The organism is Streptomyces sp. NBC_01591 (genome assembly GCF_035918155.1).
Classification (GTDB): domain Bacteria; phylum Actinomycetota; class Actinomycetes; order Streptomycetales; family Streptomycetaceae; genus Streptomyces.
Genome location: NZ_CP109327.1, coordinates 4,186,712 through 4,213,068 on the forward strand (window position 1 = coordinate 4,186,712; position 26,357 = coordinate 4,213,068).

Below are 26,357 nucleotides of genomic sequence, written 5' to 3' on the forward strand. Positions count from 1 at the left end.
ATGGCGACCCTCCGCGAGCGGCAGGTCTACCGCGAGCGCGTCCTGACCGCCCTCTACGAAGCCACCGAAGGCAACCGTCTCCTCGGAGTTCTTGGGCGGAAGCTGCGGAACGACCTGCGCATCCCGGAGGAAGACCTGGCCGCCGCCTGCACCTACCTCGCCGGCGAGGGCCTGATCACTGTCGACTGGGAACCGGGCAACACACCCGCGATGGTCTCCCTGACCCACCAGGGAATCCGCCGCATGGAGGCCGAAGAAGAACGCGACTGAGCCGGACTGTCCGAGGGCCGGCCCGTCCACCGCTCGGCCCGGCACGCACGGCCTGCACGGCCCCATTTGCGCACAGGAACGAGGGGGACGGGGTTGCCCGATGGCCCGCTCTCCCCTCCCGGCCTATCCGGCCCGCAGTCGTACAATTGAATCTGGATCGAGCACTCTCACGTGTGACGATCCGGAAGGGGCGGCCCCGGCGGAGTGAATGCGCTGGGGCCGTTGCGACGACGGCCGCCATAAGGCCCACGCGCCCGACGTCATGTCGCCGCCTCACAGCCGGCGGATCGGTCCTCCGGGGCGAAGGCGTCCAGGAGCCCCGGGGCCAGGAGGTGGGCACGGTTCGGACGCCCCTCTCCCGGAGGCCGGCCGACCTGGCCCACATCGATGCGGACCCCGCCGGCCGCGTCCTGTGCGGCGGTCCCGTACGCGTAGACGTGCACGTCGGCAGCGGCGCAGAGTGTTCCGTTCAGATGGTGTTGCCCTGCCGGACTGCAGCCCAGAACTGGTTCGTGCACTTCCGGCACGGACGGCCCTGACAATCGGAGCGGGCTTCCGCTACGAGGTCGCGCAGGGCTCAGTCTGTCCCTCGGCCCCCCAGCGCGTGCTGCTGGGTCAGCCGTGAAATGTCCTTCGCGGTGACGATCCCCACCAGATGGTGCCCGTCCACGACGAGAATGCGCATGCCAGTACCCGGGCGGAGCTTGTCGAGAGCCTCACTCAGAAGATCACTCGGGGCGGCAACCGCGCACTGTGACAGCGGGATCGCCACCTCGTGCACGCGCAACGCCTCCCGGCGCGCTCCCGGTATCCGGGCAAGCTTGCGTATCTGAACGATCCCGCTGGGACGGCCTTCGAAATCGAGCAGCGGCACGGCGGAATGGCGGGAGCTCACTGCCACCTCGTCGATGAAATGCCGGATGGTCAGCCAGTCGGCGCCGGTGGTCACCGGGCTGGACATGGCATCGGCGACCTTGATGCCCCGCAGTGCTGTGTGGATCACGGCGCGCTGCCGTTCGGCGCCGGCGACGACCGTGATGAAGAGACCGACGAAGACGAGCCACAGCCCGCCCGGCGCCCCGCGCAGGAAGGAGATCCAGCCGAAGGCCATCAGCAGCCCGCCCACGACCTGACCGCTTCGGGAGGCCGCCCGATCCGCACGTTCCCGGTCTCCGGTACGCCACCACAACAGCGCCTGCACCACCCTTCCGCCGTCGAGCGGCGCAGCGGGAAGGAGGTTGAATGCGCCCAGGAACAGGTTCGCCCAGCCGAGCCACACGAGAACGGCGGCGGGCACCGCCCAGCCGGACATCGCGTGCAGCCCGATTCCCGCTCCGAGCGCGGCGCTTCCGATGGCCAGGCTGGTGAGCGGCCCGCTGATCGCCACTGCGAAAGCCACCGCGGCCGTCGGCGGTCGCCCCATCCGGGTCACCCCGCCCAGCGCCCACAGCGTCACATCCTGTACCGCGATCTTCTTCCTGCGGGCAATCGCAGCGTGTGCCGTCTCGTGGAGCAGGAGGCTGCCCATGAGCAGCACGGCCCCCACGGCACTGGCGAAGGTGTACACCGCATCCGAGCGCCCTGGAGTCCATGCGGGGAGGGTCTGGCGGCCAAGACCGTACGCGAACAGGACCACCAGCAGCGGCACGCTCCAGTGCATCCGCAGTGGTACCCCGACAACTTGTCCGACACGGACCGAGCCGTTCATCGTCGTCTCCCGCCGGCTCGGCACCCGGTCCACCGGACAGGACTTTGCGACCCGACTCCATGGACCGACCAGCACGGCGCCTACCCACAATTGTCGCTCTCGGAATCTCCCGCAGTCACCCAGGGCCCGGGACGAGCTTGCTGACCGGCGAACTACCCGAAGAGCCCGCCCGCCCACGTAGGGGAAAAAGCGGTCACCACAGGGCACCGTCCGGCCGTCGGCCAGCAACACACCTGTGCAGCGTTTCCGCTGCTCAGGAACATGTCTGGCGATCACGTGCTGGTTGATTCCCAAGCTCAGAGCGCGAGTTCGATTCTCGTCACCCGCTCCATGAAAGAGCTCCAGGCCAACGGCCCGGTGCTTTTCTGTTGGCAGCTTCGCCCCGGGCGGGGTGGCGCCGGTGGGGCCCGTCTCCTGCTCGCAGGAGTGTTGTATACGGATCAAGCAGCTCGCTGTCGGCTCTTCCTGGATAATCGACGTATGGCATCACAGCCCGGTCTTTCCGATCTCCGTCGTGCGAAGTTCGCCCGGCGCCTACCCGCAGCGCTCTCCGAGCTTGCCGGCCCCGAACACGGCGCAGTGAGTCTGCCGCTCCACCTTGCATGGTCGGGGCTGACCACGTTCGACCTCGACCGTCCTCGGCTGCGGATGAGCTACTACCGCATCGTCCTGGCCGAGGGCCAGCACGACGACCTGGTCCAATACCTCAACCGGGACCTTCTCGTCGGCCTGTGGCCCGCACTGCGCACACTGGTCAGCCGTGATGTCCGTGAGGTCTGGGAGAGCGCCTTCGGCGAGCTGGCTCACAGCACTCAGGCCGCTGCGTGAATCTCACGGACCTGCACCGCCGCTTGCTTGCAGACGTGCTCGCTGTGGGCGGCACTTACCCCCTCGCGCTCACCGGCGGCTATGCGGTCCAGGCACACGGCTTGGTCGACCGGCTCAGCCAGGACCTCGATGTCGCAACCGAGAACCCAGATCGTATGGAGGACATCGCTACCGTCGTACGTACCGGACTGGAGCAGCGCGGATGGCGCGTAAGAGCCCTGGAAACAGACCCGCTGTCCGCACGTCTGATCGTCACCGATCCTGCCAGCCGTGAAGAGTGCGAGGTCGACATCCTCAAGGAAGCACTCTGGCGACCACCCGTACACACCGAGCACGGCTTGGTGCTGTCCCTCGAAGATGTCGTCGGCACCAAGGTCCGCGCCTTGGCCGACCGTGGACTCGCCAGGGATCTGATCGATGTACAGGCCGCCACGGACCGCTGGAACCCCGTCGAACTCGAAGAGCTCGGCCGGCGCCATGCCCGCGACTCCTTCGACCTCAGCGAGCTTCAAGCTCGGCTGGGCGGAGCCGACTGGATCGACGACACGGAATTCGCCGCCTACGGACTCGACGAGCAAGCGATCACCGGGCTGCGGCAGTGGGCACAGACATGGGCCGACGACATCGGGGAACGGCTCCAGGAGCTGGAGACTCCGCACGAGGACTGACGCCCTCACGGATACCGACCACTCGACAGGAATACTTCGCGGCAGTTGCCCGCCCCTCGGCCGCCGTGCCCCATCCGTGCCCTTCGGAGCGGACAACAGCGGTCAAGCACGGCCACCAGAACCCACACCATCCCCACTTCTGAGCACCAAACAAGCAGGTCAGCAACCTGCCCACTGAGCAAGCGCCGTGGCTGGATGCTCCACAGACGAGCCGCGGTCCCATCGTCACGGGCGGCGGCTTCGAACATGCGGGTCAGGGCGCCGCCGACACGTGGTTCTGCGAGGGTGCAGGGATGCGTGGGCACGGTGCTGGCTCCTTCGGGCGGTGCTATAGGTGGGAGCACCTGCATCAATGTCCGCGAGCAAGGACGGCCCGGTGGGCTCCCAGGAGAGAAGCTGCCTAGTCACGTTGCTGGACGCAGTCATGGCGGAGGCGAAGAAGCTGCCGACCAAGCCGAAATGGGCTCCGGCGTCCTGTGGGGCGACGAAGTCGACCGGCAGGCCGAGGCTGCGGGACCGCGTCCGCCTGGGCGGCGCCTCGCCGCAGCGAGGCGGGATCGTCCAGGTCACCGCGGACGACGCCGGCGCCCTTGGCCGCGAGAGCCTGCTCGGCCTGGTCGGATCGGGCCAGGCCGGTGGCCCGGTGGCCCGCCGAGATGAGTTCGTCGACAACGGCGGATCCGATCCGACCGGTCGCTCCAGCGACAAATGCACGCATGAGCTTGTCCTCCTTCGCGCTGGTGGTGAGCGTGCCCTGATCACGAGGCCAGCGCCGAGTCAGGTGGCGTGAGGCCCCTCTGCTACCGCGGGGCGGTCCGGTGGGCGCGGCGGGCGCCGGCGACGACCAGGGCTCCGGCCAGGAGCACGACGAGGGCCGAGGCGCGCAGCGCGGTGTTGGCGCCGTGGGTGAACGCTTCGGTGACGGCGGTGTGGTCGGCCGGGGCCAGCGTGAGCGCTTCCCGCACCGTACGCGGGAGCGGCGTGTGCCGGCTCAGGTCGGCAGGCAGGTGGTGTGTGAACCCGGCTGTGAGGATGGTGCCGACGACAGCCACACCCAGAGCGCTGCCCAGTTCGCGGGTCGCGGACTGCAGACCTCCGGTGATGCCCGCCCTCTCCACGGGCAGGGCAGAAGCGATCTGAGCGGTCAGACAGGGCGCGGCCAGCATGATGCCGAGCCCGATGACGAACAGACCGGCCGCGTACACGGGGTAGGCCATGGTCGAGGCATACGAGAGGCCGAGCAGGCCGGCGCTGGTGAGCGCGAAGGCCGCGGAGAGTGTCGCGGGGATGCCGATGCGGCGGATGAGCCCGGGAACGTAGCGGGTGCCCACCAGGAGCGGGACGGTCAGCGGGATGACCCCGAGCCCTGCCTGCAGGACGGAGAAGCCGCGCCCGTATTGCAGGAGTGAGGCGTTGACGTAGAAGAGCCCGAAGCTTCCGAAGAATGTGATGGTCATGCCGAGGCCGGCGCTGCTGAGCGCCACGCTGCGAAACAGCCGTGGGTCGAGCATGGGATGGGGGGCGCGCAGCTCGACACGCACCCAACACAGGCTCAGCAGAATGCTGCAGGCGAAGGCGATGAGGACGACCGTGCTGCCCCAGCCCAGTTCGGGCCCTTCGATGATTCCGATCAGCAGTGCCACGAAGGCCGCCACGAACAACAGCGTGCCGGGCAGGTCGAGGGTGCGCTCGAGCCGAGCGCTGCGCGGCGCGGACCGTGCCACCCACGCCAAGCAGCAGGCCGCGATGAGGGCGACCGCCTCGAACAACGCGCGCCAGGAGCCCGCGCTCAGCACCGCGCCGCCTCCGACGTTGCCGACGACGCCGCCGATACCGGTGGCCGCCGCCCAGACGGCCAGCGCGTGAGGGCGCCGCTCGGGGGCGGTGGCGTGCAGGAGGACGCCGACGCAGTTGGGCAGGACGCACGCGGCGCCGAGGCCCGCAATGGCGCGCCCGATCAGCATGATCGCCACGTTCGGCGCCATGGCCGACACAACGGCGCCGAACGCGAATATTCCGAGCCCCGCCATGAGGACGCCCTTGCGGCCGAGCTTGTCGCCGGCCGCACCGGCAGGGATGACCAGGCAGGCGAAGATCACGACATAGGCGTCGACGATCCACAGCAGGTTCGACGAGGTCGGTTTCAGTGAACTCGCGGCCAGCTGCGGCACTGCCAGGTTGATCGCCGCAACGAATCCGACGACCAGGGCAGTGCACACGCTCACGCAGGCGAGCACCGGGCCGGACCGCCGCGCCGGGCGCAGAGCGCCCTCCGGTATGGGAGCCATTGCTCTCGATTCCTTCTGGGATTGCAGTAGACGGAGCACGGCCGGACACCGCCCGGCAGGCCCTTCCCGGGACCGGGCGAGCGAAGGCCGGACACTCATTTACGAGTCACCGTGCACCGTAAAAGTAACACATGCGAGACACCGTGCCTCGTATAGAGTGGCGGCATGGTGGATGGAAGTGGCCGCGGACGGCCCCGCAGCGAAAGCGCACGCGTCGCCGTGCTGCACGCCGTCGACGACCTTCTGGTCGAAGTCGGGTACGCGGCCCTGACCATGAAGGGCATCGCCGAGCGGGCGGGCGTGGGCCGTCAGACCGTGTACCGCTGGTGGTCGAACAAGGCGGAAGTCCTCTATGAGGCCAGCGCTATCGACGCCCGGCACGAACTGTCCGTGTCCGGCAGCGACGACCCCCGCAAGGACCTCAAGGCATATCTCGACGCGCTCGTCACCTTCTTGTCCCGCTCCCACGCAGGCGCGGCCTACCGCGCCCTCATGGGGGAAGCCCAGCACGACGCAGACGTCGCCGCGCTGCTCGCCTCCCGCGACATCCTCGGGGAAAGCGCGGCAGAGGTCGTAGAGGCGGCACGGAAGTCGAGCGGCACCACCCTCTCGCTCGAACAGGCGACCGCACTCTTGATCGGCCCGCCCTTCTTCCACATCCTGTCCGGGCGCAGCGCGGACAACATCGACACCGAGCAGCTCGCAGAGCAGTTCGTGCGCACCCTGAACCATCCGGGGACATGAGGTGCCCAGCACCCAACACGCCCGAAGCGGACGCAGCCGGTACGGAGCCTGGTTTCTACGTCACCCGCCAGGCGGCGATCTGCGGGCCGCATCGGCTGCGGCCGTGCCATAACGTGCCAGTAGCGGCGGTAAAGAGCGGTCAGAATGGGTGCCGATACGACATTCGGACCCGGGCGGCATCAGCCTGTTCCCACAGGTCAGGTGGCATATTTGCGCCTGAGCGCCGAGTGATTCCCAAGCTCAGAGCGCGAGTTCGATTCTCGTCACCCGCTCCATGATGAAGGCCCAGGTCGATGACCTGGGCCTTGTTTGTTATCTAGACCGCTTTCATGGCGCGTGCCATTCGCATGCCATAGGGACCCATCCGACCTGTATCAATGGCATACATGACGCCGCTTGGCCGACAGGCTGGCGGCCTGCGGCTCACCCGCTTCGCCACCAACACCAAGGACACTCCGATCGCGCAGTCGGCACTGCGACACCGACAGGGCCGTGCCGCGCCGCGGACCGCATCAGCAATGCGCGCGCCACCGGCCCACGCACGGCACGGCCCAGAACCAGGTCTGGCTGGAGATCGTCCAGCTCGCCCGCCTGGCCGGCCCGGCTCCGGGAATCCCGCCGTGTGCGACTCCGCCTCTTCTCAGCCGCCACCCAGCTGATGACCACCGCCCGCCGACGACGCCTGCGATTCACCCGCCACTGGACTGGACCGATGTCATCACCAGCACGATCAAGCGACTCGACGCCCTCCCGAACCCCGGTTGATCAGCAGATCCATCTAGCCCGACGAGCCTGAACCCCGGCGCCCGCCCAACGCGACAATCGGGTCAGCGGCCTGCCTACACGCCCCAACAAACGAAGAAGAGCCCGTCAGCAAGCTGACGGGCTCCCGCGAAAATCGAGGCTAACCTGCCATCGGGTCAGATCGTCGGTGTGTCATCGACGATCTCCTTGTGCGGTTCGACAATGAACCTCCAGCCATCGCTGGGCTCCAGGAACCGCACTCGGGTCGGGTAGATGTCCAGGGCACGGCGGTCGCGATTTTGGCTGTTCGTGTTCTTCCGCCCCCGGGCCGGCTCCTCGTACAGATCGACCTTGACGTCCGGCACCGCGACGGTTTCCTCGCTCCAGCGCTGAACGATCCCCGCGCCGAACGCGTCCCGTGCGGCGGAGTAGAGCGAATCCAGAGATTCCTTGTTCCCGTCGGGCACGAAGAGGGCGAGGTTCAGGAGGACACCGGCACTCTGGAGAACCTCGATTTCTTCCCCTGCCTTGTCGGCAATCCAGATCCCGCGCTCTTCGGCATTGTCCGGGAGAACATGAATTTCCTCACCGAAGATCGTCCTCGCAGTGAAGGACCCTCCCTCGAAATTCTTACCCGGCTTCGTGAGGAAAGCCGGGGCGTAGCAGTCGAGAGGAAGGCCATCCATCCCCGCCGAGACGAAGACGTCGTCCTGGAGGTCCAATTCTGAGACCTCTCCGGCCGTAAGACGTCGAGCCGTAACCTTCTCGGTATTCACGCCATTCCCCTTTTTCGCGGCGTCCTATAAATTCATTAGAACTGTACCACGAAAGCGAACAGCCAGTCCCTTTACGCACACCTTCGCGCTCACGATAGTACAGTCAACCCGCCGAGTAATTTCTTCCGACAGAACAGCAGACAAATCCTCTCGAATCACCGACGAAACACAGCCCCGCAGAGAAATACGGTGAGATCCATCCAAGAGGTGACTCACCGATTCGTCCGGGTTTTCGAACTAAGTCGGCCGCCAAGTGAAATGGGAGCGGCCTTGGTCGAATGGCGACCGGCGACCCGGCGACCCGATCGAGCGAACCACGGCGGTCACCTCTCCGATCAGGCACTTCACGCCTCGCCCCTACGGCCGCCTTCGCGGGGCCGCCGTCTCTTCACCCACAGCCCAGGCGGAGTCGAAGGAATAGCACCGGTGCCCCCCGCAGAACAAAACCGTGCGCACCGCATCTCCGTCCGGCTCGCGCGTTTCGCCTCTCCTCTTTCAGAGGGCGGCAACGAGAGGCGCATACTCCAGCATGCTTGCCGCATGTCCTCAACGACCCGCATCACCGTCACCCTGCCCAGCGACCAGGTGGCGGAGCTCCACAAGCTCACGGACAACATTTCCGGCTACGTGGCGGAAGCAGTGGCACGCCAGATCCGGCACCAGTTGCTGGGCGGCGACCTGCGACGCCATGAAGAAGAGCACGGGGGATTCAGTGACGAGGAACTGACGGAGGCCCAGTCGAAGATCTCCGGTGCCGCTGCCTCCTCCAAGGACGCGGAAGGACTTTCGGCCTGAGTCGCACAGGACCGCAAGTTCCTCGCAATGTTTGAAGGTGTTCCACAATATGGGTGCCGACCTTGTCATCGGGGCGAACACCATCGTGGAGGTCAGCCGCTCTCGCAATCCGCGCCTCAACTGGACGCTGTCGCGGATCAAGGTGGAACCGGTCACCGAGCAGGCGGCGAAGGCAGCCGCGCAGCTCCTCAAAGGAGCCGGACTGCACGGCCACAAGTACGCCCGGCCCAGAGCCCTCATGCCCAGCGCCTCATGCCCAGCGCCTCGTGGTCAGCGTTCCGGATCACGCGCGCCCATGAGCCCGCGTCGCCGATGGCCTCGGGGATTCCACCCCGATCGGTTCCGATGGTCGCGACGCCGTGCAGCGCGGCCTCGGTGATCACGCGGGGGAAGGCGTCTTCCACAGCGGACGGGGCCAGCAGCAGCCGGTGGCTGCGGTACAGGGGCTCCATGTCGTACACGCGGGGCACGTACGTCACGTTCGGCTAGGCGGCGAAGCCGGCAGCGGTGTCCCACCAGCCTTCGACCAGGGTGAAGTTCTGTTCCGGCATGAGCCGGACGAGCTGGTGCAGTAGCTCCGACCCCTTCGCCGGGATCGGCTTGATCATCAGTACGGAGCCGGTGCGGACCGCGTCCGTACCCGGTCCGGGCGAAGCGAAGGGTGGGTACATCACGGCAAGGCGGGTTCCGGCGGTGCGGGGTGCGCGTGCTCGGACGAACTCCGACACGGCGAGCCCGTAGTGGGGGCGGCCGGCGAGGACCCCCAGTCCGGTGGCGGAGACGGAGTGCAGCAGGCCGGCGACGAGCGCGGTCGGCCGGGCCTGCGCGACGAGGTGGGCCGAGCCTTCCTGCGAGAGTTCGCCACGCACGAAACGCAGGGTACGAGCCCCGACCGGCGCGTGCCACTACGTGCCGGTCAGGGCGGTTGGCAGCGGTCAACCGCGGCCTTCCGCAGACCCCGGCAGCGGCCTGCCAACGAGCGGACTGCGGCAGGGTGTTCGTACCAGGGGTCATCGACCCGGCACGAATCGCCGTGATCGTCGGCGTACTCAAGGCCCCCTGAACGTTTTGTATGTCCTCGACCGCCTCACCGTCACAGGGCCGGGAGCGTTGTGGGTACGGCGGGTGAGCCTCGGCTCCCTCCCCTGCCGCCGCGCGCCAGGTGCTGCCGTAGCTGCGCCGGGGACGCACAGAACACCGCGTCCAGGGCCCCGTGGCATTGATCACAGTGAAAGTGCAGGCAGTGAATACAACTGCACCCTTTTGCCTTTTCTGTCGGTCACGGTGCTGTGGTAGTGGCCGAAACAGGTGAAGAACTCGTGATGATCCCCCCTTGCCCTGGCCATACGATCACCTCAAGTCGCATCCGCGTGTCCCATTCCGCTGCGACCCCTTCTTCTCTTTTTCGGACACCGAAGGGCTCTTGTGAAGATTCGCCCGATTCTTGCCACAGCTGTTGCCGCCGCAGTGACCATGCCTGCCCTCCTGCTGTCGGTCACCCCCGCGTTCGCCGACGACAAGCCGACAGCGCAGACGCAGGACAAGCCGTCCATCGCGGAGCTGGAAAAGGCCGCTGCCGCCGCGACGGCAGCGTACGACGACGCCGTAGAGGCCGAGAGTGCCGCCAAGGCGGCTTTGGAAGCAGCCCTGTCCGACACCAGTCCTCTGGCCATGGCCGCCAAGGCCGCCAAGGCCGTGGCGGTGGAGGCCGCCACCGCGAAGACGGTCGCCGACCAGGCGGTCCTCGACGCCCAGGCCGCAGTCGACGCCCTCGCGGAGACGGCCACCGAGGAGGAGAAGACCGCTGCCGCGACCAAGCTCACCGAAGCGAAGGCCGACGCCGAGACCGCCGCCGCGGCCAAGACCACCGCCGACGTCGAGGCCGTGGAAGCCTTGGACGCGCGGGACGACGAACGGGTCGCCGCGGCCCGGAAGCTGGACCAGGCGCAGAAGGCCACCAAGGCGGCGCTCGCTGACAAGACCGCCGCCGACGAGGCGCTGGCCAAGGCGAAGGAGGAGGGCGGCGACGACGGTGAGGACTGCGTCCCCGAGGCCGACCTCACCACGGTCGTCACGGGTCTGCCGTCCACCGTCGTCGCCGGCACGAAGGTCGTCTTCAATCTCCGGGTGACCAACGGCACCGACAAGACGATGGACGAGGTGCTCCCGTTCGCCTACGTCCACGCGACCGACCGGAGCGGGCTCAAGACCATTGACGACCTGGTGCACCTGCAGTGGTCCTCCGCCTCGTCCTCGAAGTGGAAGACCGTCGACAACAAGCACTACATGGACGCCATCAGCCCGCTGAAGGCCGGCACCCACGCCGACATCAAGATGCGCCTCACGATCGACGCCTCGGCCCCCGCAGGCAACGGCGTCACCTTCGTCGCCGGTGACTACTTCAACGACGACGGCACCTGCGGCGGGAACCCGGACCTCGAAGGCTATGAGTTCCTGATCGCCGCCGCGGGCAGCAAGCCCGGCAAGGTCGACGACGCCAAGCCCAGCACGACCGAGCCGAACACCTCGGACCTCAAGGCGCAGAGCGGTGCGCCGGCCCGTCGGGTGAGCGGCAGCCTCGCTGCCACGGGCTCGTCCTCCGCGATGTCGCAGCTTGCGCTCGCGAGCGGCGCAGCCGTAGCGATCGGCGGGGGCGCGGTGTTCCTCGTACGCCGTCGCAAGGCCGGCTCACACGCCTGACGCATGAGGCGGGATGCCGACCGGGCACCCCGCCCCACGCGCCGGTCACCACCCCTTTTCTCGCCGTCACCCGCAGCAGTCGCACCGCCGACGGAGTCCACACCCTCCCAGGACCTCCAAGACGCCCAGTCCTGAATCCATGACCGGCCGTACCACTACGTGCCAGTCGGAGCGGTGAGCAGCAACACCCAATGAGGGACCGAGGATTCCCCCCCACACGGTTGTGTTTTCGCAGTTCGGAACGGATACAGAATTCCGAACACCAGGTGCTTCCCAAGCTCGGAGCGCGAGTTCGATTCTCGTCACCCGCTCTTGCAAGAGAGTCCAGGCCGGCGACCTGGGCTCTTTTGGTTGTCCAGACGTTTCTAGGTGTCACGCACCGCCTCTGCACCACCTGCCCCTGCCCCTTTCTCCTGCTGCTCGTGTTCACTTTCTCGGGCGGCGCGCACCATCGTGTCCTTGGGCGTCGCCCCGGATCGAGTCGCCGCGAGCGGGTCCGCCTCGTACGTGACCCGGATGACACCGTCCGGGTGTCGTTCGGCGCGGGCGCGGACCCCGAAGACCTCGTGAAAGAGGTCCGGAGTGAGGACGTCGAGGACCGGGCCCGCGGCGATGACACAGCCGTGGTGGAGGACAACGAGGCCGTCGCAGAGCCGGGCGGCCAGGTCGAGGTCGTGCAGCACGGCGAGGGTCGTGACGCCGGTGTTCCGGATCAGGCCGAGGAGTTCGAACCGGGCCCGGATGTCGAGGTGGTTGGTCAGTTCGTCCAGGACGAGGAGTTCCGGAGCCTGGGCGAGGGCCCGGGCGAGCAGGACGCGCTGGCGCTCGCCGCCGGAGAGGGCAGAGAAGTCCCGGTCGGCGAGCGACGCGATGCCGCAGCTCTCCATCGCCCCGGCGACGACGCGCCGGTCGCTCTCGCCGTCGCGTCCCAGCACCCCGTGGTGCGGGGTGCGGCCGAGCGCCACCGTCTCGGCGACGGTGAGGCCGCCCGCGCCCGCACCGTCCTGGAGGACAGCGGCGGCGTGCCGGGCTGCGGCCCGCGAGGAGAGCCGCCACACATCCCGCCCGCCCACCTCGACGCCCCCGGCGACGGGCCGCAGCGAACGGTAGACGGCACGCAGCAGGGTGGACTTGCCGCTCCCGTTGGGGCCGACGAGGCCCACGATCTGGCCTGGCAACACGTCAAGTCCGACGTCGTGCAGGACCGGGGTGTCGTCGAGGGTGACGTGGAGGCCGTCCACAGTGAGTCTCATGCGGCGTCGAGCCCCTTGTTGCGGCGCAGCAGCCAGAGGAAGAACGGTGCGCCGAGCAGTGCGGTGAGGATGCCCAACGGCAGCTCGTTGGGCCGGTTGACGGTACGGGAGAGCAGGTCGACCAGTACGAGGTAGACGGCCCCGAGGAGTGCGCTCAGCGGGAGCAGCCTGCGGTGGTCGGCGCCGAGGGCGAGCCGTACCAGGTGCGGGATCATCAGGCCGACGAAGCCGATGCCGCCCGCGACGGCGATGACGGTCCCGGTCAGGAGTGCGCTCAACACGAGCAGCACCGCGCGGGTGCGGTGCACGTCCACGCCGAGCGATGTCGCCGACTCGTCCCCGGCGAGCAGTGCGTTCAAGCGCCGCCCGAAGAGGGCGAGCAGCGTCGCCGCGAGCGCCACCACGGCGGTGACGGTGGGCAGTTGACTCCAGCGGGCGCCGGCGACGCTGCCCAGCATCCAGAACATGACGCCGCGCAGCTCGTTCGGTGTGGCCCGCAGTTGCACGAAGCTCGTCGCCGACAGCAGCACGTAGCCGACCGCGACCCCGGCGAGCACGAGCCGCGTGGGCGCGAGCCGTCCCCTGCGTTGTCCGAGCGCGAAGACCAGCATCCCTGCCAGGAGTGCCCCCACGAACGCCGCTCCGGAGACGCCGAGTCCGCCGAGCCCCGCCCCGCCGAGCGTGATCACGAGGACCGCGCCCAGCGAAGCTCCGTGCGAGAAACCGAGGACCGTGGGATCGGCGAGCGGGTTGGAGACAAGGGTCTGGAGGACGGCGCCGGAGACGGCGAGTCCCGCCCCCACGACCGCCGCGAGGACGACACGCGGGGTGCGGAACTGCCAGACGATCTGGTCGAGGGCGACGTCGTCCACGGGCCCCCGGCCGGTGACGTGGTGGACGAGGACCGTCCACACGTCACCGACCGGCACGTTGACCGTGCCGATGCCGACGGCGAGGACCATCGAGACCAGCAGCGCGGCGGTGAGCACGAGGACGCAGGTCCACAACGGAAGACGGCTCAGAAGACTTCGGGGTGCAGCATCCTGGCGATCTTCTCGACCGCCATGTCGTTGCTGGGGCCGAGGTACATCGAGTCGGACAGCACCACGAACTTGTTCTTCTTGGCTGCGGGCCACTGGGGGAACTCCTTGAGCAGCTTCTTCGCGTATGCCGTCGGGTCCGGGTCGTTGTAGCTGACGACCACGAGGGCGTCCACGTCGGTGGCGGCGACCTTCTCCTTGCTGAGGTCGGCGAAGGAGGTCTTCGACGCGCTCGCGAAGGCGTTGCTGCCGCCGGCCTTGGCGAGGATGTCGTTGTAGATGCCGTGGGCGGCGACGGAACTGAAGTCGTTGCCGCCCATCGTCATGTTGGAGAAGATGACCATGACCTTCGGCTTCTTCGCGTCGCCGACCCTCTCCGCCACGTCGGCGATGTTCTGCCGTTCGGTGGCGACGAGCTTCTCGGCCCTGTCCTCGACGCCGAAGGCCTTGCCCATGTCCCGCAGCAGTGTGTAGCTGTCGTCGATCGTCATGTTCAGGTTGTCCTGGCCGCAGCCCTCGGGCGAGACGTAGGTGCGCGCCCCGACCTCCTTGAGCTGCTCGCGGGTGGCGAAGCCGTTCTTCGCATCGAAACCGTAGGACATGGTGGAGAGCACGAAGTCGGGACGCAGACCGATCATGGCCTCGCGCGGGATGTCGAAGGCGTCGTTCGGCTTCACCCCGCCCGTGGGCAGCTTCTTTATCTCCTCGGCGCGCCCGGGGACTTCGGACATGCCGTAGGACTGCTGGTTGGAGACGATCCGGTCCCCCTGGCCGAGGGCGAGCAGCGTGGACACCTCGGCGACCGAGGCCCCGTTCATCACGACGACCCGGCTGGGGGCCTTGTCGAACTTCTGGTTCAGCCCGCAGTTCTTGAGAGTGACGGGGTACTCGCCCCGCGCGGCGGGGGACGCCTTCTGGGCGGCGCCCGTCTTCTTGCCGTCCGCGCCGGAGCCGGAGTCCGATTCGGAACAGCCGGCCGCGGCGAGACACAGGAGGGTGGCGAGGGCGACGGCTGCCGGCCTGGGTGTCGGCATGGGGTTCTCCTCGGTGATCAAGTGGGCGCGTCAAGGCGCTGTTGCAGGAGTCGGGGGCAGGGGCGGGGAAGTTCCCGGCGGTCGGGGGTGTGATGTACGTGATGTAGGCGATTGCCCGGCGCGGTGGGCGCGGGGAAGGCCGTACGCACGGAGCGACCGGACCGGGGACGGCGCCCGGCCCGGCGGGCCTCCGGTCCGTACCGGGGGCGGGCATGGCGACAGCCCGCGACCGACGGGCGAGGGACCGGACCACGCTCGGGAAGGCACATTCCCCGTGGCCCGGCGGCGTCGATCTGGCACGTACCCGCTGGTCGGACAGGAGGTGCCGGGCCAGGTTCGCCCGTGAGGATCGCCCCAGCCAGTACCGGGAACCAGCGGCCGCCTCGAACCGACTCCTTGAGCCAACTCCCTCGCCACTCAGCGCACTTCGCCTCTCGGACAACTTCTGCCACAGGTCCGTCCGGGCGCGCGGCGGCACCGCACACCACCCTGTGACCTGCATCACGCCCTGCGTGCGGGAACTCTCGCACCTCTCGCACCGACTCCTGTACGTCACCGTCCCACCGGTCCACGCACGAGGAAGAATCGATGACCGAGACCACGCCTGCCGCGTCACCACCGCCCCGGCAACGCTCGGCCGAGGAGACCGCCCCGGTCGAGGACTTCACCACGTCCGCGCCGAGCAACGGCGGCGGCACCTGGAGCGGGCTGCGCCCCCTCCTGCTCCGCCTGCATTTCTACGCGGGCATCCTCATCGGCCCGTTCCTCCTCGTCGCGGCCGTTACCGGACTGCTCTACACGGCCACCCCACAGATCGAGTCCGTCGTCTACCGCCACGAGCTGAAGGTCACCCCGCACGGCGAACCGAAGCCGCTCACCGCTCAGGTGGACGCCGCCCGCGAGGCGATACCCGACGGGCAGCTCGTCTCCGTCACGAAGGGTGCGGGGGACAGCGACACGACCCGGGTCACCTTCGACGTCAAGGGATTGCCCGAAGGCTACGCACAGACCGCCTTCGTCGATCCGTACGACGCAGAGGTGCGCGGCACGCTGCGCACCTTCGGCGAGTGGCTGCCCGTGCGGTCCTGGTTCGACGGTCTGCACCGCACCCTGAACCTCGGCGACTTCGGCCGCAACTACAGCGAGATCGCCGCGAGCTGGCTGTGGGTCGAGGTGCTCGGCGGGCTCGTGCTGTGGCTCGGGGCGCCGCGCAGCCGGGAGCGGCTGCGCAAGCTGTTCGTGCCGCGCCGGGGCCCGAAGGGACGTAGGCGCACGCTGTCCTGGCACGGGGCGGTCGGGCTGTGGGTGTCGATCGGCTTCCTCGCGCTCTCGGCAACCGGGCTGACCTGGTCGGCGCACGCGGGCGCGAACATCGGCAAGATCCAGGACTCGCTGGGCGGGGCGACGCCCTCCGTCTCCTCGACCCTCGGTCACGGCACGCACGGCGGCTCGACGGGGGCGGACTCGGGTGACTCCTCCGCGGATGCCGCCACCGCGAGGGTCGATCTCGACGAAGCCGTCCGCATCGCCCGCTCCGAGGGGCTGCTCGGCAAGCTCGTCATCAGCCCGCCCGCGGACACCAGGAGCGCGTACGTCGTCCGCGAGAACACGCGGCACTGGCCGGAGCAGCAGGACTCGATCGCGATCGACCCGACCACCGGCAAAGTCACGGACAAGTTGGTCTTCGACGACTTCCCCGTCCTCGCCAAGCTCACCCGCTGGGGCATCGACGCCCACATGGGCCTGCTCTTCGGTCTCGCCAACCAGATCGTCCTCGCGCTCATCGCCGTCGCGCTCATCGGGATGCTCTTCTGGGGCTACCGCATGTGGTGGCTACGCAGGCCCACCCGGGCGAGCGGGACGCGGTTCGGCCGTCCGCCGGCGCGGGGAGCCTGGCGCCGGGTGCCGGGCAGGGTCATGGCGCCGCTCGTCGTCGCGGCCGCCGTCCTCGCCTACTACCTGCCGTTGTTCGGGCTGCCCCTGGTCTGCTTCCTGCTCGGAGACCTGGCGGTCGCGCAGGCACGCCGACGCGAGCGCGAGCGCACGGAAGCGCGCGCCGAGACACCGAAGGAGATGGCCCGATGATCGCCGCCACCGGGCTGCGCTGGATTCTGACGCTGCTCTTCTGCGCGCTCGCCGCCTACGGCCTGTGGCGCGCCCTCGCGGCCCGCTCCCACCCATGGACCGCGCGGCTCGCCCACGCTCTGCACGCGGTCATGGCCCTCGCCATGTCGGCGATGTCCTGGTCCTGGGGCATGGACCTGCCCGGCACGCCGCAGGTGGTCTTCTTCTCCGCCGCCGCGGCCTGGTTCGTGCTGATCGCCCTCGCTCTGCCGAGCAGAACCGAACCGCGGGCGCGCACCCTCGTGAACGCACTGCCGCACGCCGCGATGACCGGAGCGATGGCGTGGATGGTCGCCGCGATGTCCTCGGCCATGTCCATGGACGCGACAGGCGGGGGCCACGCGCACGACATGCCCGGGATGGACATGTCGGCCCCGGGCGCGACCGCAACGATGACCCTCAGCGACACCGGCGACCGCTGGAGCGCGGGACTGCTCGCCCTCGTCCTGCTGGCGCTCGCACTGTGGTGGCTCGCGAAGGGCTTCGACACGGGCCGCCTCGCGCCCCGCACGGCGAGCGGCGCGGCCTCGGGCGGCGCGGTGCACGCCGCGTGGGACTTGGGCTGTCACGGGCTGATGGCGCTGGGCATGGCGGTGATGTTCGTCGTGATGGTGTGATCCGCGGGAATCGACGCCGGCTGAACGGGCCTCGGCTCGTGCGGCCCCGGGCGCCGGGCGCGCGTCCCGGACCGTGATGCTCCTGGGACGCGCGTGACAGGTGTCCGTTATGTGATGCACATCACTCGACTGCGGAGGAACTCGCGGCCCGGTCCGGCCGACCTCTGGACCGTACGACCCGCACTCTCGCCGGAGCCTCCCTCATGGACCACTCGGTGACGCCTTCCGCCGGACGGCGTTCCACCCCCGTGCCGTACGCGCCGCTCGGGGGTTTCCTGCTTCTGCTCGTCGCGCTCTTCGCCGTCTCGTACGGGGTGGGGCACCTCGTCGGGCCGGTCGCCCCCGACATGCGCGGGGTCTCGCACCAGGATGACGCCCCGGGCTCGCACGACATGGGCGGCATGAGCGGGACGGGCCACTGATGGGCCGGGAGACCGCTCCGCGCGCCCTCGCCACGACCGATCTGGTCGTCGGCGGCATGACGTGCGCGGCCTGCGTGCGCAGGGTCGAGAAGAAGCTCGGCGCCCTGGAGGGCGTGCGCGCCACCGTCAATCTCGCGACCGGTACGGCCCGCGTCGAGCACCCGGCGGATCTCGGTACGGACGCGCTCGTCGCCGCCGTCGAGAAGGGCGGGTACACCGCCCGCCTCCTCGAGCCGCCCGCGTCCGGGAAGGACCGGGACGACGAGGCGACCGGCCCCGGTGTCCCGCAGCGGCTGCTGGTGACCGCGCTGCTCGCCGTCCCCGTCCTCGTCCTGTCGATGGTGCCCTCGCTCCAGTTCCGCAACTGGCAGTGGCTGTGCTTCGTGCTCGCCGCGCCCGTCGCCTTCTGGAGCGCGTGGCCCTTCCACGAGCGGGCCTGGCGCGGGCTGCGGCACGGCGCGGCGACGATGGACACGCTCGTCTCGCTCGGCATCCTCGCCTCCTTCGGCTGGTCCTCGTACACGCTCTTCCTCGGCGGTGCCGGCGCCCCCGGCATGCGGATGCCCTTCACGCTGCTGCCCACCGCCTCGGACGGGATGGCGCACGTCTATCTCGAAGCGGCGGTCGGCGTCCCGCTCTTCGTCCTCCTCGGCCGCCACCTGGAGGCCCGCGCCCGGCGCGGCACCTCGGCCGCCCTGCGCGCGCTCACCGAGCTCGGCGTGAAGGAGGTGACGGTACGGGACGGGGCCGTGGAGCGCACCATCCCGGCCGCGCGCCTCGCGGTGGGCCAGGTCTTCCTCGTACGGCCCGGGGAGCGTGTCGCGACGGACGGTGAGGTCGTGGAGGGCACGTCCGCCGTGGATCTGTCCCTCGTGACCGGCGAGACGCAGCCCGTGGAGGTCGCGGCCGGCTCCGCCGTCACGGGCGGCTCGGTCAACGCGGGCGGGCTCCTGCTCGTACGCGCCACGGCCGTCGGCGCCGACACCCAACTCTCCCGCATCACGGCCCTCGTCACCGAGGCCCAGGCCGGGAAAGCCCGCGCCCAGCGGCTCGCCGACACTGTGGCCGGGGTCTTCGTACCGGTCGTCCTCACCCTCGCCGTCACCGTGCTCGGCTTCTGGCTCGGCGCGGGCGCGGACCCGCAGCCCGCCTTCACGGCATGCGTCGCCGTCCTCGTCGTCGCCTGCCCCTGCGCACTCGGGCTCGCGACCCCCACCGCCCTCATGGCGGCCACTGGCCGAGGCGCCCAGCTCGGCGTCCTCGTCAAGGGACCGCAAGCCCTCGAAGCCCTCCGGCAGATCGACACCGTCGTCCTCGACAAGACCGGCACCCTCACCTCCGGCCACCTCACCGTCACCGCCCTCACCGCGCGCGCGGAAGGCCCCGGCGCGCAGGAGGTGCTGCGGCTCGCGGCGACCGTCGAGACCGGCTCCGAGCACCCGCTCGGCCGGGCCCTCGTCCTCCACGCCGAGCGCTCCCTCGCCGGGGGCGCAGTCCGGCCCGACGCACTCAGCGGTTTCACCGCGACGCCCGGCAACGGCGTGCGCGGACACGTGGACGGACGGCTCGTCGAAGTCGGCGCCCCCGGGGGCGAGCTGCCCGAGGAGCTGGGCGCGGCCCTCGCCACCGCACTGGAAGCCGCCCACACCCCCGTCCTGGTACGTGTCGACGGGCGGCCCGAGGCCGTCCTCGCGCTCGGCGACGTCGTACGCCCCGGCAGCTACCACGCCGTGGACCGGCTCCGCCGCCTCGGCGTGCACCCCGTCCTCGCCACCGGGGACCAGGAGGAGCCCGCGCGGGCCGTCGCCGCCGCGCTCGGCATCGACGAGACGTACTCCCGCTGCACCCCCGAGCGCAAAGCGGAACTCGTCCGCGCGCTGCGCGCGGAGGGGAAGCGGGTCGCGGTCGTCGGGGACGGCGTCAACGACGCGGCGGCACTCGCCGGGGCCGACCTCGGCATCGCAATGGGCACCGGCACCGATGTCGCCATCGGCGCCGCCGATGTCACCCTCGTCCGCGACGACATCGAAGCCCTCGCCGACGCCGTGCGCCTCGCCCGCCGCACCCTCGCCACCATCCGCGGCAACCTGCTGTGGGCCTTCGGCTACAACGTCGTCACCATCCCGCTCGCCATGGTGGGCCTGCTCAACCCGATGCTCGCCGCCGCCGCGATGTCCCTCAGCTCGGTCCTCGTCGTCCTCGGCAGCCTCCGCCTGCGCCGCTGGCAGCCCGCCGCCGTCGCGCGGCGCCGACGCCCCTCCCCGAGGGCGGCCTTCTGATGCCCGTTCCCTCCGCGCGCCTGCGCGCCCCGCTCGCCGCCGTCGGCGTTCCCGTCCTCGCCTGCGCCCTCGCCCTCTCCGGTCTCGGCGCCTGGACGGCGAGCGGACGTGCCGGGAGCCCGCCACACGTGGCCGTCACGAAGGCGTACGTCTACCAGCCGCTCGGCTCGACGCCTGAGACCGCCGCCTTCTTCACCCTCACCAACGACGGCGGCTCCGCCGACCGGCTCGTGAAGGTCACCTCGCCCGACACGGCCGCGCCTCCCGCGCTGAGCAAACACCGCATGACGTCCTCCCGCGCCGCCTACCGGCAGCCGGTGGACTCCGCCACCGTCCCGGCCGAGGACGGGCTCACGATGACCCCGCACGGGATCGACGTGACCGTACGGCCGAAGGGGACGTGGCGGCCCGGCGAAGAGGTCTCCTTCACGCTGCGCTTCGCGCACGGGAAGCCGTTGAAGGTCCGGGCGGTGGTGGTCCGGCCGGGTACGGAGCCGGACCGCCCTCTTCGCCCGTAGCGCCATGCCCCGCACCGCCTCCTGTTCCCGCCGCATATGCCGGAACTCCGCTCCAGCAGGCGCGTTTCCGGCATTGACGGCAAGCCGGACGCCCTGCCATGTCGCCCGGCCCCCCGCGATGGGAGGATGAGGCGCCATGGAAGCGGGACCGGTCGGACGCGCGGTGAGGGCGGCGATGTTCGCCGCCGTCTCCGTCACGCTCGCCGCGACCGGGCACGTCCTCATGTCCGAGGCCCCGATTCCCTTCTGGGTGCTCGCCACCGGCTTCCTTGCGCTCGCGGTTCCCGGCTGGTGGTTCGCCGCCCGCGAACGCGGCCCCTGGCTTGTCACGGGCCTCGCCGTCGCGACCCAGGGCGTGCTGCACAACGCCTTCGCCGCCGCGCAGTCCGCCCTCGGAACCATCGGGGGTACGGTCACGCGGACCGCCACCACGACATCGCCCACGCGCTTCCTGTACGACAACCTGTCCTCAACGGACGGCGACAGCACGGAGTACGGCGGTACGGGCTCGTACGAGGCCGGAGCGGGCGCGGCGCCGACGGACGCCATGGCGGGCATGCACCACGTGGCAGGCATGGACCACTCGGCCGCGGGCGGCGCGATGACCGGCATGGAACACATGGCCGGCATGGATCACGCCTCCGCCATGGGCCACATGGGCTCGATGGTCCACCTGGGCCACGACATGGCCGGGATGTCCTCGACGGGGATGCTCGCCGCGCACGTCCTTGCCGCCCTCGTCTGCGGCCTGTGGCTGGCCCGCGGCGAACGCGCCGCCTTCCAGGTCCTGCGCGCGGTCGCGGGCTGGCTACTCACTCCCCTTCATCCCCTTCTCACAGCGCCATTGCCGACCCCGCGCCGCCGCCTGCGCCCCCACCGGGGCCTGAGCGACCGGCTGCCGCTGGGCCTGCGGTGCGCTCGCGCGCGGGACCGGCGCGGGCCGCCCGGGGTGCTCGCCGCGTTCTGAGGACGCGGCAGGCATTCCGGAGGACGTACACCCCCTGGCACGCGACCGGTCGCCGACCGGTCCGCCGCCGCGCCCGCACGCAGCGGGAGTCCTCCGGCACACCCGGCCCCGAAGGGCCCGGGTGCCCCATTCACCGGAGACCCGGACCCCGTCCCCCGCGCCGCCCCGCGCGCCGTAGCCGCGGTGCGCGACCCCGCGCCGTGACCGGACGCCCGGGTGCCGGACCGATCCGTGAAGGACACACCTGGCGATGAACACCACACTGCCCGCCCCGCGCGGGTCACAGTGCGCCTCCGTCCCGCGCGACAGGACGGCGGAGGACACCGTCTCGACCGGCTGGGCGCTCGCCGCCCGCGCCGGGGACCGCGAGGCTGCCGACGCCTTCGTACGGGCCCTGCACCGCGACGTCGTGCGGTACGTGGCCCACCTGTCCGCCGACCCGCAGGCCGCCGAGGACCTCGCGCAGGACACGTTCCTGCGCGCGCTGCGCACTCTGCACCGCTTCGAGGGCCGCTCCTCGGCCCGTACCTGGCTCCTCACCATCGCGCGCCGCACCGTCGTCGACGACTTCCGCAGGGCCGCCGCGCGGCCCCTGCTCGCCGACACCGACGACTGGCGCGCGACCGTCGAGCGCGCCCAGCCGACAGGGCTGCCCGGCTTCGAGGAAGGGGTGGCGCTCCAGGAACTCCTGGCCGCGCTCCCGTACGACCGTCGGCAGGCGTTCGTTCTCACCCAGTTGCTCGGGCTCTCCTACGCGGAGGCCGCCCGCGCGGCGGGCTGCCCGGTCGGCACGGTCCGCTCCCGGGTGGCCCGCGCGCGTACCGCCCTGACCGCACAGCTGGAGCGCGGCGAGGCGGAGGCCCTGGCGCCGGCCGCCTAGGGCCTGCCCGGCGGATCAGGGTCGGACAGGGCGCTGATCCGCCGGACAGGCCCTAGCGCACACCACCGGGGCGGGCGCGCGCGACGCGGGCGCGCACCCCCTCGGTAGTCGGCCCCGCACCGTACACAGTGCGGGCCGCCGGACCGGCGCGGCGGGTGTTGCGTAGGTGTCGGTGGAGTAGGTCCAGGCGCAGGCCAGGCAGCGGGAGGTGTGGCGGACCTGATCACGCCGGCGGTCGAAGCCGGTGGGCCCGGCCACCCCCTTGATCACGGAGTGGGCGCAGGGTTGTGAAGATCGCTTCGGGGTTGGGATACTCCTCACGCCGCCCCCCACGGCAGGAGCTCCCAGCAAGCTCATCAATCACCCTTGGGGGATAAAGAACATGTTTGTCCGGTTACGCGCGTTCACCCGGCTCGCCCGGACCATCGGAGCGTCCCTGGCCATTGGGGCGGTGACAACGGGCCTTCTGGCGAGTTCTCCGGCGTATGCCGTCGAGGTGGAATCCGGGACGTTCGATGTCGTCAGCGAAGTCGGGGACCCCGTCGGCGGCGGTTACTCCTACTCGTACACCGACGGCGAAGGTTCGGCCGACGCCATGTACGCCGGCTGGGACAACGACGGGAACCAGATCACCGTCATCGTCCAAGACGGCGCCAGCGGCGATCGGTGGAGTGTCGTCATGGGGGCGGAGTACGGGAAGCAGTTGGCCCCGGGAACATACACCGGCGCCGCCGATACACCGACGCTCGGTGCGCCGAAGCTCTCCGTCAGCGGCACGTTCTACGGCTGTGAGTCCGAGGGATCCTTCACCATCGACCGCCTGGTCCTCGGACCGCGCGGCTATGTGGAAGCTCTGGACGCGAGCTTCGAGCAGAACTGCGAGGGCACTGACCCCGGGCTCACTGGCCAGGTCCACCTCACCAACCCACTGCCGCCCGCGGAGCTGACGCTGGGCGTCGACATCGCCGCCTCCGGCACGGTCGGAGCAAGCGGGAAACCCGCCGTGCACGGCACCGTGACCTGCACCGAACCGGTCAACGTGCTGGTGAACGGCAGCATCGACCAAGTCGTGGCCAAGGGTGGCCTTGCGACTGCCTCGTACTACACGCGGGTGGACTGCACACCGGGCACGCCTGCCGCCTGGGCGGCGGACGGGACCATCGTCGGCGGCGTCCCCTTCGAAAGGGGTGATGCCACGGTCGAGTTCAAGGCGCAGGCAACTGATCCGGTGTACGAGCACACGGTCGTCACCGACCTCGGGACGGCCAACGTGTCCCTCCGCAAGAGCTGAACCGGCTGCCGCACTTCACTCCCTCTATCTACCCTTGGAGTTTTCTTGAGATTCCGCGCGCACAAGAACGCCTACACGCGCATCACCACCGGCCTCGCTGCCGCGCTGGCCTTTACGGCTGTTGCGTCGGGCCTGCTGGGCGGCGGCACTGCACAGGCATACGACGTCGAGTCCGGAACCTTCGCCTTCAGCGGGGATGCCGGCGAGTACATCAGCGCCGGACAGTCGTACTCCTACACCGATGGCGAGGGCTCCCAGGACGGAATGACCGTCCAGGGCTACACCACCAGCGACGGTCTCGGAACCGGCGTCGGCGTGTTTGTCGACAGTGCCAACGGCGACACGTGGTCCTTGCACCTTGAGGCACCGTGGGGCCCGTCCCAGCCGCTGGTGCCCGGCACCTACACCGGCGCCAAGGCCAATCCGGCCCCGGGCGAGCCCCGGATCGAGCTCAGAGGCAACGGCCGGGACTGTCTTGCCGAGGGCTCCTTCACCATCCGCTCCGTGGAGTTCGCGACCCACGGTTATGTGAAGGCTCTCGACGCTTCCTTCGAGCAGCATTGTCCGGGAGCCACAGAGTCGGTGCGCGGCGAAGTTCGCCTGAACAGTCCGGAGCCGCCCGCCGAGACCGTGGTTGGGCTGCAGGTCGCCGCCGACGGCATCGCCGACAGGGGCACCGGGAAGGCTGTCGTCCACGGCACGGTCACATGCAATTCGCCTGTCACGGTCGAGTCGTACGGCACAGTGAGCCAGACCGTCGACGCCTCCACGGTCCGCGGCTCGTACAGCACAAAGGTGGCGTGTGTGCCGGGCGAACCCACACCGTGGACCGCGCAGGCGACGCCCACGGGCAGCGCACCGTTCCAGCGCGGCGAGGCCACCGTGATTGCCCGCACCACCGGCACGGACCCGTTCTACGGCCACACGATCACGGCTGACTACAGCGGCTCGCTCCAACTCGACAGGAAGTAACGGCTGCGCCGCTCACCTTGAGTGCGGACACGTCGGGCTGAGGTCCATGACGGGTCAGCCGTGGGCGGCCGGGGCCGGCAGGGCCGCGATCCAGCCGAGGACCGGCAAGTCGAACTCGGCCACGATCACCCGGTGCGACGCCGTGAACGGGTCGCACCGGGGCGGCCCGTCACCGGAGTCACATGTGCTGCCGTGAATCAGGAGCACGGTTTCACCGCCTTCGCCTTCGGCGATTGGAACAGCCGACTTCCCTTGATGATGGGGTACGACACCGACGCCTGCTCGTCAGCTCCTGCCCGTCGCTCGGGCCCGCTCAGCGACCTGGGGCGACCGCGCTCCCCCGGCAGCAGGGGCGGAAGCGGTGCCACAAACCTACGATGGCTCGAGAGGGCGCCATCAAGTCGTACCGGCGTTCCGGAGGAGGCCGCGATGGTGGAGCACTTTGTCTGGGTGACGACACGCCGCATCAAGCCGGGCGCGTTGGAGGAGTTCGAGAGGGCCTGGCGCCCGGACCCGTACCCGCGGGAGCTGCGCCGCGCCTACGCGTACTGGTCCGAGGACGGGCAAGAGATCACCGGGGTGTCGTTCTGGGATACCAAGGAAGCGTGCGACTCCTGGCGGGCCTCCGCGGCCGAGACGCAGCGGCGTGAGGCCATGGCCCCTTACATCGTCGAGGAGCAGGAAGGCTTCTACCGCGGCCGCGAACTCGGAGTCGGGCCCGCCTGAACCCCCGCGGTCCTTGTGCCCGTGCCCCGGAACGCCGAGGACGGACAGCACCGGTCCGCCGGCCCACGGACATCGACGCCGGCCCCCATCGACCCTCTGGAGGCGACAATGGAGATATGGCCCCGTAAACCGTCAATCGAGTTGCGAGGTGGCCGATGAGCACTCTCGAAGAACAGATAGACGTCGATATTCCGATCGCTGCGGCCTGGGAACGCCTCCACCGTGCGGAGACCTATCCGCGGTTCGTCGAAGGAGTACGCGAGGCTCGTTCGGAGGACGGGCACCGGACGCGCCTGGACGTCGACGTCGGCGGCCGGGTTCAGGAGTTCGAAGCCGAGATCACCGACCGTGGCAAGGAACACAGGATGGAGTGGCAGACCACGAGCGGTCCCGACCTGGCGGGAACCTTCTCACTGCTGCCCATCGACCAGGAGCACACCCGAGTCCAGGCCCGGATCGAGTACGACCCGGGCACCGTCAAGGAGGCGTTCGGCGGGCCGAAGGGATTCGCCCAGGCGACCGCGATCGAACGGCTTGTACGGGACGACCTCGAGCACTTCAAGGAGTTGGTGGAACGGGAACGGTGAGGCGCCCCCACCGAGTATGACGGCAGTGCGGTCCGCGGCCGTCGTGCCCCATCCGTGCCCTTCAGCACGGCAAACAGCGGTCAGCAACGGTGCCCCGTGCGCCCCCGGACGGGCCGCCCCGCCAGC

At 69.8% G+C, this 26,357-nt stretch carries 27 protein-coding genes and 2 pseudogenes; 18 read left to right on the forward strand and 11 right to left on the reverse strand.

Annotation, left to right across the window (positions count from 1 at the left end; all coding sequences use genetic code 11):
• Nucleotides 1–270: a hypothetical protein gene (locus OG978_RS19410; RefSeq protein ID WP_266914929.1), complete on the forward strand. Its 270-nt coding sequence runs from the start codon at nucleotides 1–3 to the stop codon at nucleotides 268–270.
• A 260-nt stretch (nucleotides 271–530) separates the two neighbouring features.
• Here the strand turns inward: OG978_RS19410 and OG978_RS19415 are convergent, their stop codons facing one another.
• Both OG978_RS19415 and OG978_RS19420 read right to left on the reverse strand, forming a co-directional pair.
• Nucleotides 531–713, reverse strand: coding sequence for a hypothetical protein (locus OG978_RS19415; RefSeq protein ID WP_326766442.1), 183 nt, complete (start codon nucleotides 711–713; stop codon nucleotides 531–533).
• 134 nt (nucleotides 714–847) lie between these two features.
• Nucleotides 848–1,978, reverse strand: a complete 1,131-nt coding sequence (locus OG978_RS19420; protein ID WP_326770087.1) for a site-2 protease family protein — start codon at nucleotides 1,976–1,978, stop codon at nucleotides 848–850.
• A 480-nt stretch (nucleotides 1,979–2,458) separates the two neighbouring features.
• Between OG978_RS19420 and OG978_RS19425 the strand changes: the two genes are divergently transcribed.
• Both OG978_RS19425 and OG978_RS19430 read left to right on the forward strand, forming a co-directional pair.
• A complete protein-coding gene (locus OG978_RS19425) occupies nucleotides 2,459–2,806 on the forward strand; it encodes a transcriptional regulator (protein ID WP_266690031.1) in 348 nt (115 codons plus the stop codon).
• Entirely contained in the window at nucleotides 2,803–3,474 is a 672-nt protein-coding gene (locus tag OG978_RS19430; RefSeq protein ID WP_326766443.1) for a nucleotidyl transferase AbiEii/AbiGii toxin family protein, read from the forward strand. Before OG978_RS19425 ends, OG978_RS19430 begins: the two co-directional genes overlap by 4 nt.
• A 514-nt stretch (nucleotides 3,475–3,988) precedes the next feature.
• Here the strand turns inward: OG978_RS19430 and OG978_RS19435 are convergent.
• Together OG978_RS19435 and OG978_RS19440 are read right to left on the reverse strand one after the other, a co-directional pair.
• Nucleotides 3,989–4,192 (reverse strand): annotated as a pseudogene (locus tag OG978_RS19435) (NAD(P)H-binding protein); the annotation flags it as partial.
• A gap of 82 nt (nucleotides 4,193–4,274) precedes the next feature.
• Nucleotides 4,275–5,762: an MFS transporter gene (locus tag OG978_RS19440; protein ID WP_326766444.1), complete on the reverse strand. Its 1,488-nt coding sequence runs from the start codon at nucleotides 5,760–5,762 to the stop codon at nucleotides 4,275–4,277.
• Nucleotides 5,763–5,927: 165 nt separating this feature from the next.
• Here OG978_RS19440 and OG978_RS19445 point away from each other — a divergent pair, with 165 nt between their 5' ends.
• Together OG978_RS19445 and OG978_RS48330 are read left to right on the forward strand one after the other, a co-directional pair.
• Nucleotides 5,928–6,506, forward strand: coding sequence for a TetR/AcrR family transcriptional regulator (locus OG978_RS19445; RefSeq protein ID WP_326766445.1), 579 nt, complete (start codon nucleotides 5,928–5,930; stop codon nucleotides 6,504–6,506).
• 407 nt (nucleotides 6,507–6,913) lie between these two features.
• Nucleotides 6,914–7,271, forward strand: a pseudogene (locus OG978_RS48330) (IS1380 family transposase); the annotation flags it as partial.
• 155 nt (nucleotides 7,272–7,426) lie between these two features.
• On the opposite strand, the gene OG978_RS19450 reads toward OG978_RS48330, so the two are convergent.
• A complete protein-coding gene (locus OG978_RS19450; protein ID WP_326766446.1) occupies nucleotides 7,427–8,026 on the reverse strand; it encodes a hypothetical protein in 600 nt (199 codons plus the stop codon).
• A gap of 540 nt (nucleotides 8,027–8,566) precedes the next feature.
• On the opposite strand from OG978_RS19450, the gene OG978_RS19455 reads away from it, so the two are divergent.
• A complete protein-coding gene (locus OG978_RS19455) occupies nucleotides 8,567–8,821 on the forward strand; it encodes a hypothetical protein (protein WP_326766447.1) in 255 nt (84 codons plus the stop codon).
• A gap of 236 nt (nucleotides 8,822–9,057) precedes the next feature.
• On the opposite strand, the gene OG978_RS19460 is transcribed toward OG978_RS19455, so the two are convergent.
• Both OG978_RS19460 and OG978_RS19465 read right to left on the reverse strand, forming a co-directional pair.
• Complete coding sequence (locus OG978_RS19460; RefSeq protein ID WP_326766448.1) at nucleotides 9,058–9,291, reverse strand: glycosyltransferase; 234 nt, start codon at nucleotides 9,289–9,291, stop codon at nucleotides 9,058–9,060.
• A gap of 15 nt (nucleotides 9,292–9,306) precedes the next feature.
• Complete coding sequence (locus OG978_RS19465; RefSeq protein ID WP_326766449.1) at nucleotides 9,307–9,690, reverse strand: hypothetical protein; 384 nt, start codon at nucleotides 9,688–9,690, stop codon at nucleotides 9,307–9,309.
• A 556-nt stretch (nucleotides 9,691–10,246) separates the two neighbouring features.
• On the opposite strand from OG978_RS19465, the gene OG978_RS19470 reads away from it, so the two are divergent.
• Nucleotides 10,247–11,521 (forward strand): LPXTG cell wall anchor domain-containing protein, encoded by a 1,275-nt coding sequence (locus OG978_RS19470; RefSeq protein ID WP_326766450.1) that lies wholly within the window; start codon nucleotides 10,247–10,249, stop codon nucleotides 11,519–11,521.
• A 365-nt stretch (nucleotides 11,522–11,886) separates the two neighbouring features.
• On the opposite strand, the gene OG978_RS19475 is transcribed toward OG978_RS19470, so the two are convergent.
• From OG978_RS19475 to OG978_RS19485, 3 genes are read right to left on the reverse strand one after another with little or no spacing between them, the layout of a single operon-like run.
• The gene (locus tag OG978_RS19475) at nucleotides 11,887–12,774 is read right to left on the reverse strand and encodes an ABC transporter ATP-binding protein (protein WP_326766451.1); all 888 of its coding nucleotides are present in this window, start codon (nucleotides 12,772–12,774) and stop codon (nucleotides 11,887–11,889) included.
• The gene (locus tag OG978_RS19480; protein WP_326770088.1) at nucleotides 12,771–13,736 is read right to left on the reverse strand and encodes a FecCD family ABC transporter permease; all 966 of its coding nucleotides are present in this window, start codon (nucleotides 13,734–13,736) and stop codon (nucleotides 12,771–12,773) included. Before OG978_RS19480 ends, OG978_RS19475 begins: the two co-directional genes overlap by 4 nt.
• Nucleotides 13,737–13,792: 56 nt before the next feature.
• The gene (locus OG978_RS19485; RefSeq protein WP_326766452.1) at nucleotides 13,793–14,848 is read right to left on the reverse strand and encodes an ABC transporter substrate-binding protein; all 1,056 of its coding nucleotides are present in this window, start codon (nucleotides 14,846–14,848) and stop codon (nucleotides 13,793–13,795) included.
• Nucleotides 14,849–15,436: 588 nt separating this feature from the next.
• Here OG978_RS19485 and OG978_RS19490 point away from each other — a divergent pair.
• The 9 genes from OG978_RS19490 (at nucleotide 15,437) to OG978_RS19530 (ending at nucleotide 24,918) form a co-directional block, all read left to right on the forward strand.
• Entirely contained in the window at nucleotides 15,437–16,933 is a 1,497-nt protein-coding gene (locus OG978_RS19490) for a PepSY-associated TM helix domain-containing protein (protein WP_326766453.1), read from the forward strand.
• Nucleotides 16,930–17,589, forward strand: coding sequence for a DUF5134 domain-containing protein (locus tag OG978_RS19495; RefSeq protein ID WP_326766454.1), 660 nt, complete (start codon nucleotides 16,930–16,932; stop codon nucleotides 17,587–17,589). Before OG978_RS19490 ends, OG978_RS19495 begins: the two co-directional genes overlap by 4 nt.
• Before the next feature lie 203 nt (nucleotides 17,590–17,792).
• Nucleotides 17,793–18,011 (forward strand): hypothetical protein, encoded by a 219-nt coding sequence (locus tag OG978_RS19500; protein WP_326766455.1) that lies wholly within the window; start codon nucleotides 17,793–17,795, stop codon nucleotides 18,009–18,011.
• Nucleotides 18,011–20,290, forward strand: a complete 2,280-nt coding sequence (locus OG978_RS19505) for a heavy metal translocating P-type ATPase (protein WP_326766456.1) — start codon at nucleotides 18,011–18,013, stop codon at nucleotides 20,288–20,290. The genes OG978_RS19500 and OG978_RS19505 overlap by 1 nt, the downstream gene beginning before the upstream one ends.
• Nucleotides 20,290–20,808, forward strand: coding sequence for a copper chaperone PCu(A)C (locus tag OG978_RS19510; RefSeq protein ID WP_326766457.1), 519 nt, complete (start codon nucleotides 20,290–20,292; stop codon nucleotides 20,806–20,808). Before OG978_RS19505 ends, OG978_RS19510 begins: the two co-directional genes overlap by 1 nt.
• 136 nt (nucleotides 20,809–20,944) lie before the next feature.
• The gene (locus OG978_RS19515) at nucleotides 20,945–21,775 is read left to right on the forward strand and encodes a hypothetical protein (protein WP_326766458.1); all 831 of its coding nucleotides are present in this window, start codon (nucleotides 20,945–20,947) and stop codon (nucleotides 21,773–21,775) included.
• A gap of 250 nt (nucleotides 21,776–22,025) precedes the next feature.
• Nucleotides 22,026–22,655: a sigma-70 family RNA polymerase sigma factor gene (locus OG978_RS19520; RefSeq protein ID WP_326766459.1), complete on the forward strand. Its 630-nt coding sequence runs from the start codon at nucleotides 22,026–22,028 to the stop codon at nucleotides 22,653–22,655.
• Nucleotides 22,656–23,151: 496 nt separating this feature from the next.
• Nucleotides 23,152–23,946, forward strand: coding sequence for a hypothetical protein (locus OG978_RS19525; protein ID WP_326766460.1), 795 nt, complete (start codon nucleotides 23,152–23,154; stop codon nucleotides 23,944–23,946).
• A gap of 45 nt (nucleotides 23,947–23,991) precedes the next feature.
• Nucleotides 23,992–24,918 (forward strand): hypothetical protein, encoded by a 927-nt coding sequence (locus OG978_RS19530; RefSeq protein ID WP_326766461.1) that lies wholly within the window; start codon nucleotides 23,992–23,994, stop codon nucleotides 24,916–24,918.
• Nucleotides 24,919–24,972: 54 nt separating this feature from the next.
• On the opposite strand, the gene OG978_RS19535 is transcribed toward OG978_RS19530, so the two are convergent.
• Nucleotides 24,973–25,125, reverse strand: coding sequence for a hypothetical protein (locus tag OG978_RS19535; protein WP_326766462.1), 153 nt, complete (start codon nucleotides 25,123–25,125; stop codon nucleotides 24,973–24,975).
• A 222-nt stretch (nucleotides 25,126–25,347) separates the two neighbouring features.
• Here OG978_RS19535 and OG978_RS19540 point away from each other — a divergent pair, with 222 nt between their 5' ends.
• On the forward strand, nucleotides 25,348–25,644 hold the full coding sequence (locus tag OG978_RS19540) for a hypothetical protein (RefSeq protein WP_326766463.1): 297 nt from the start codon (nucleotides 25,348–25,350) through the stop codon (nucleotides 25,642–25,644).
• 155 nt (nucleotides 25,645–25,799) lie between these two features.
• A complete protein-coding gene (locus OG978_RS19545) occupies nucleotides 25,800–26,231 on the forward strand; it encodes an SRPBCC family protein (RefSeq protein ID WP_326766464.1) in 432 nt (143 codons plus the stop codon).
• The last annotated feature ends 126 nt before the right edge of the window (nucleotides 26,232–26,357 follow it).

Excerpts from the sequence above, each read along its gene's own strand:
- OG978_RS19410 (WP_266914929.1), top strand. The coding sequence starts at position 1 with ATGGCGACCCTCCGCGAGCGGCAGGTCTACCGCGAGCGCGTCCTGACC.
- OG978_RS19420 (WP_326770087.1), bottom strand. The coding sequence starts at position 1,978 with ATGAACGGCTCGGTCCGTGTCGGACAAGTTGTCGGGGTACCACTGCGG.
- OG978_RS19425 (WP_266690031.1), top strand. The coding sequence starts at position 2,459 with ATGGCATCACAGCCCGGTCTTTCCGATCTCCGTCGTGCGAAGTTCGCC.
- OG978_RS19440 (WP_326766444.1), bottom strand. The coding sequence starts at position 5,762 with ATGGCTCCCATACCGGAGGGCGCTCTGCGCCCGGCGCGGCGGTCCGGC.
- OG978_RS19445 (WP_326766445.1), top strand. The coding sequence starts at position 5,928 with ATGGTGGATGGAAGTGGCCGCGGACGGCCCCGCAGCGAAAGCGCACGC.
- OG978_RS19455 (WP_326766447.1), top strand. The coding sequence starts at position 8,567 with ATGTCCTCAACGACCCGCATCACCGTCACCCTGCCCAGCGACCAGGTG.
- OG978_RS19475 (WP_326766451.1), bottom strand. The coding sequence starts at position 12,774 with ATGAGACTCACTGTGGACGGCCTCCACGTCACCCTCGACGACACCCCG.
- OG978_RS19480 (WP_326770088.1), bottom strand. The coding sequence starts at position 13,736 with ATGGTCCTCGCCGTCGGCATCGGCACGGTCAACGTGCCGGTCGGTGAC.
- OG978_RS19485 (WP_326766452.1), bottom strand. The coding sequence starts at position 14,848 with ATGCCGACACCCAGGCCGGCAGCCGTCGCCCTCGCCACCCTCCTGTGT.
- OG978_RS19490 (WP_326766453.1), top strand. The coding sequence starts at position 15,437 with ATGACCGAGACCACGCCTGCCGCGTCACCACCGCCCCGGCAACGCTCG.
- OG978_RS19495 (WP_326766454.1), top strand. The coding sequence starts at position 16,930 with ATGATCGCCGCCACCGGGCTGCGCTGGATTCTGACGCTGCTCTTCTGC.
- OG978_RS19500 (WP_326766455.1), top strand. The coding sequence starts at position 17,793 with ATGGACCACTCGGTGACGCCTTCCGCCGGACGGCGTTCCACCCCCGTG.
- OG978_RS19505 (WP_326766456.1), top strand. The coding sequence starts at position 18,011 with ATGGGCCGGGAGACCGCTCCGCGCGCCCTCGCCACGACCGATCTGGTC.
- OG978_RS19510 (WP_326766457.1), top strand. The coding sequence starts at position 20,290 with ATGCCCGTTCCCTCCGCGCGCCTGCGCGCCCCGCTCGCCGCCGTCGGC.
- OG978_RS19515 (WP_326766458.1), top strand. The coding sequence starts at position 20,945 with ATGGAAGCGGGACCGGTCGGACGCGCGGTGAGGGCGGCGATGTTCGCC.
- OG978_RS19520 (WP_326766459.1), top strand. The coding sequence starts at position 22,026 with ATGAACACCACACTGCCCGCCCCGCGCGGGTCACAGTGCGCCTCCGTC.
- OG978_RS19540 (WP_326766463.1), top strand. The coding sequence starts at position 25,348 with ATGGTGGAGCACTTTGTCTGGGTGACGACACGCCGCATCAAGCCGGGC.
- OG978_RS19545 (WP_326766464.1), top strand. The coding sequence starts at position 25,800 with ATGAGCACTCTCGAAGAACAGATAGACGTCGATATTCCGATCGCTGCG.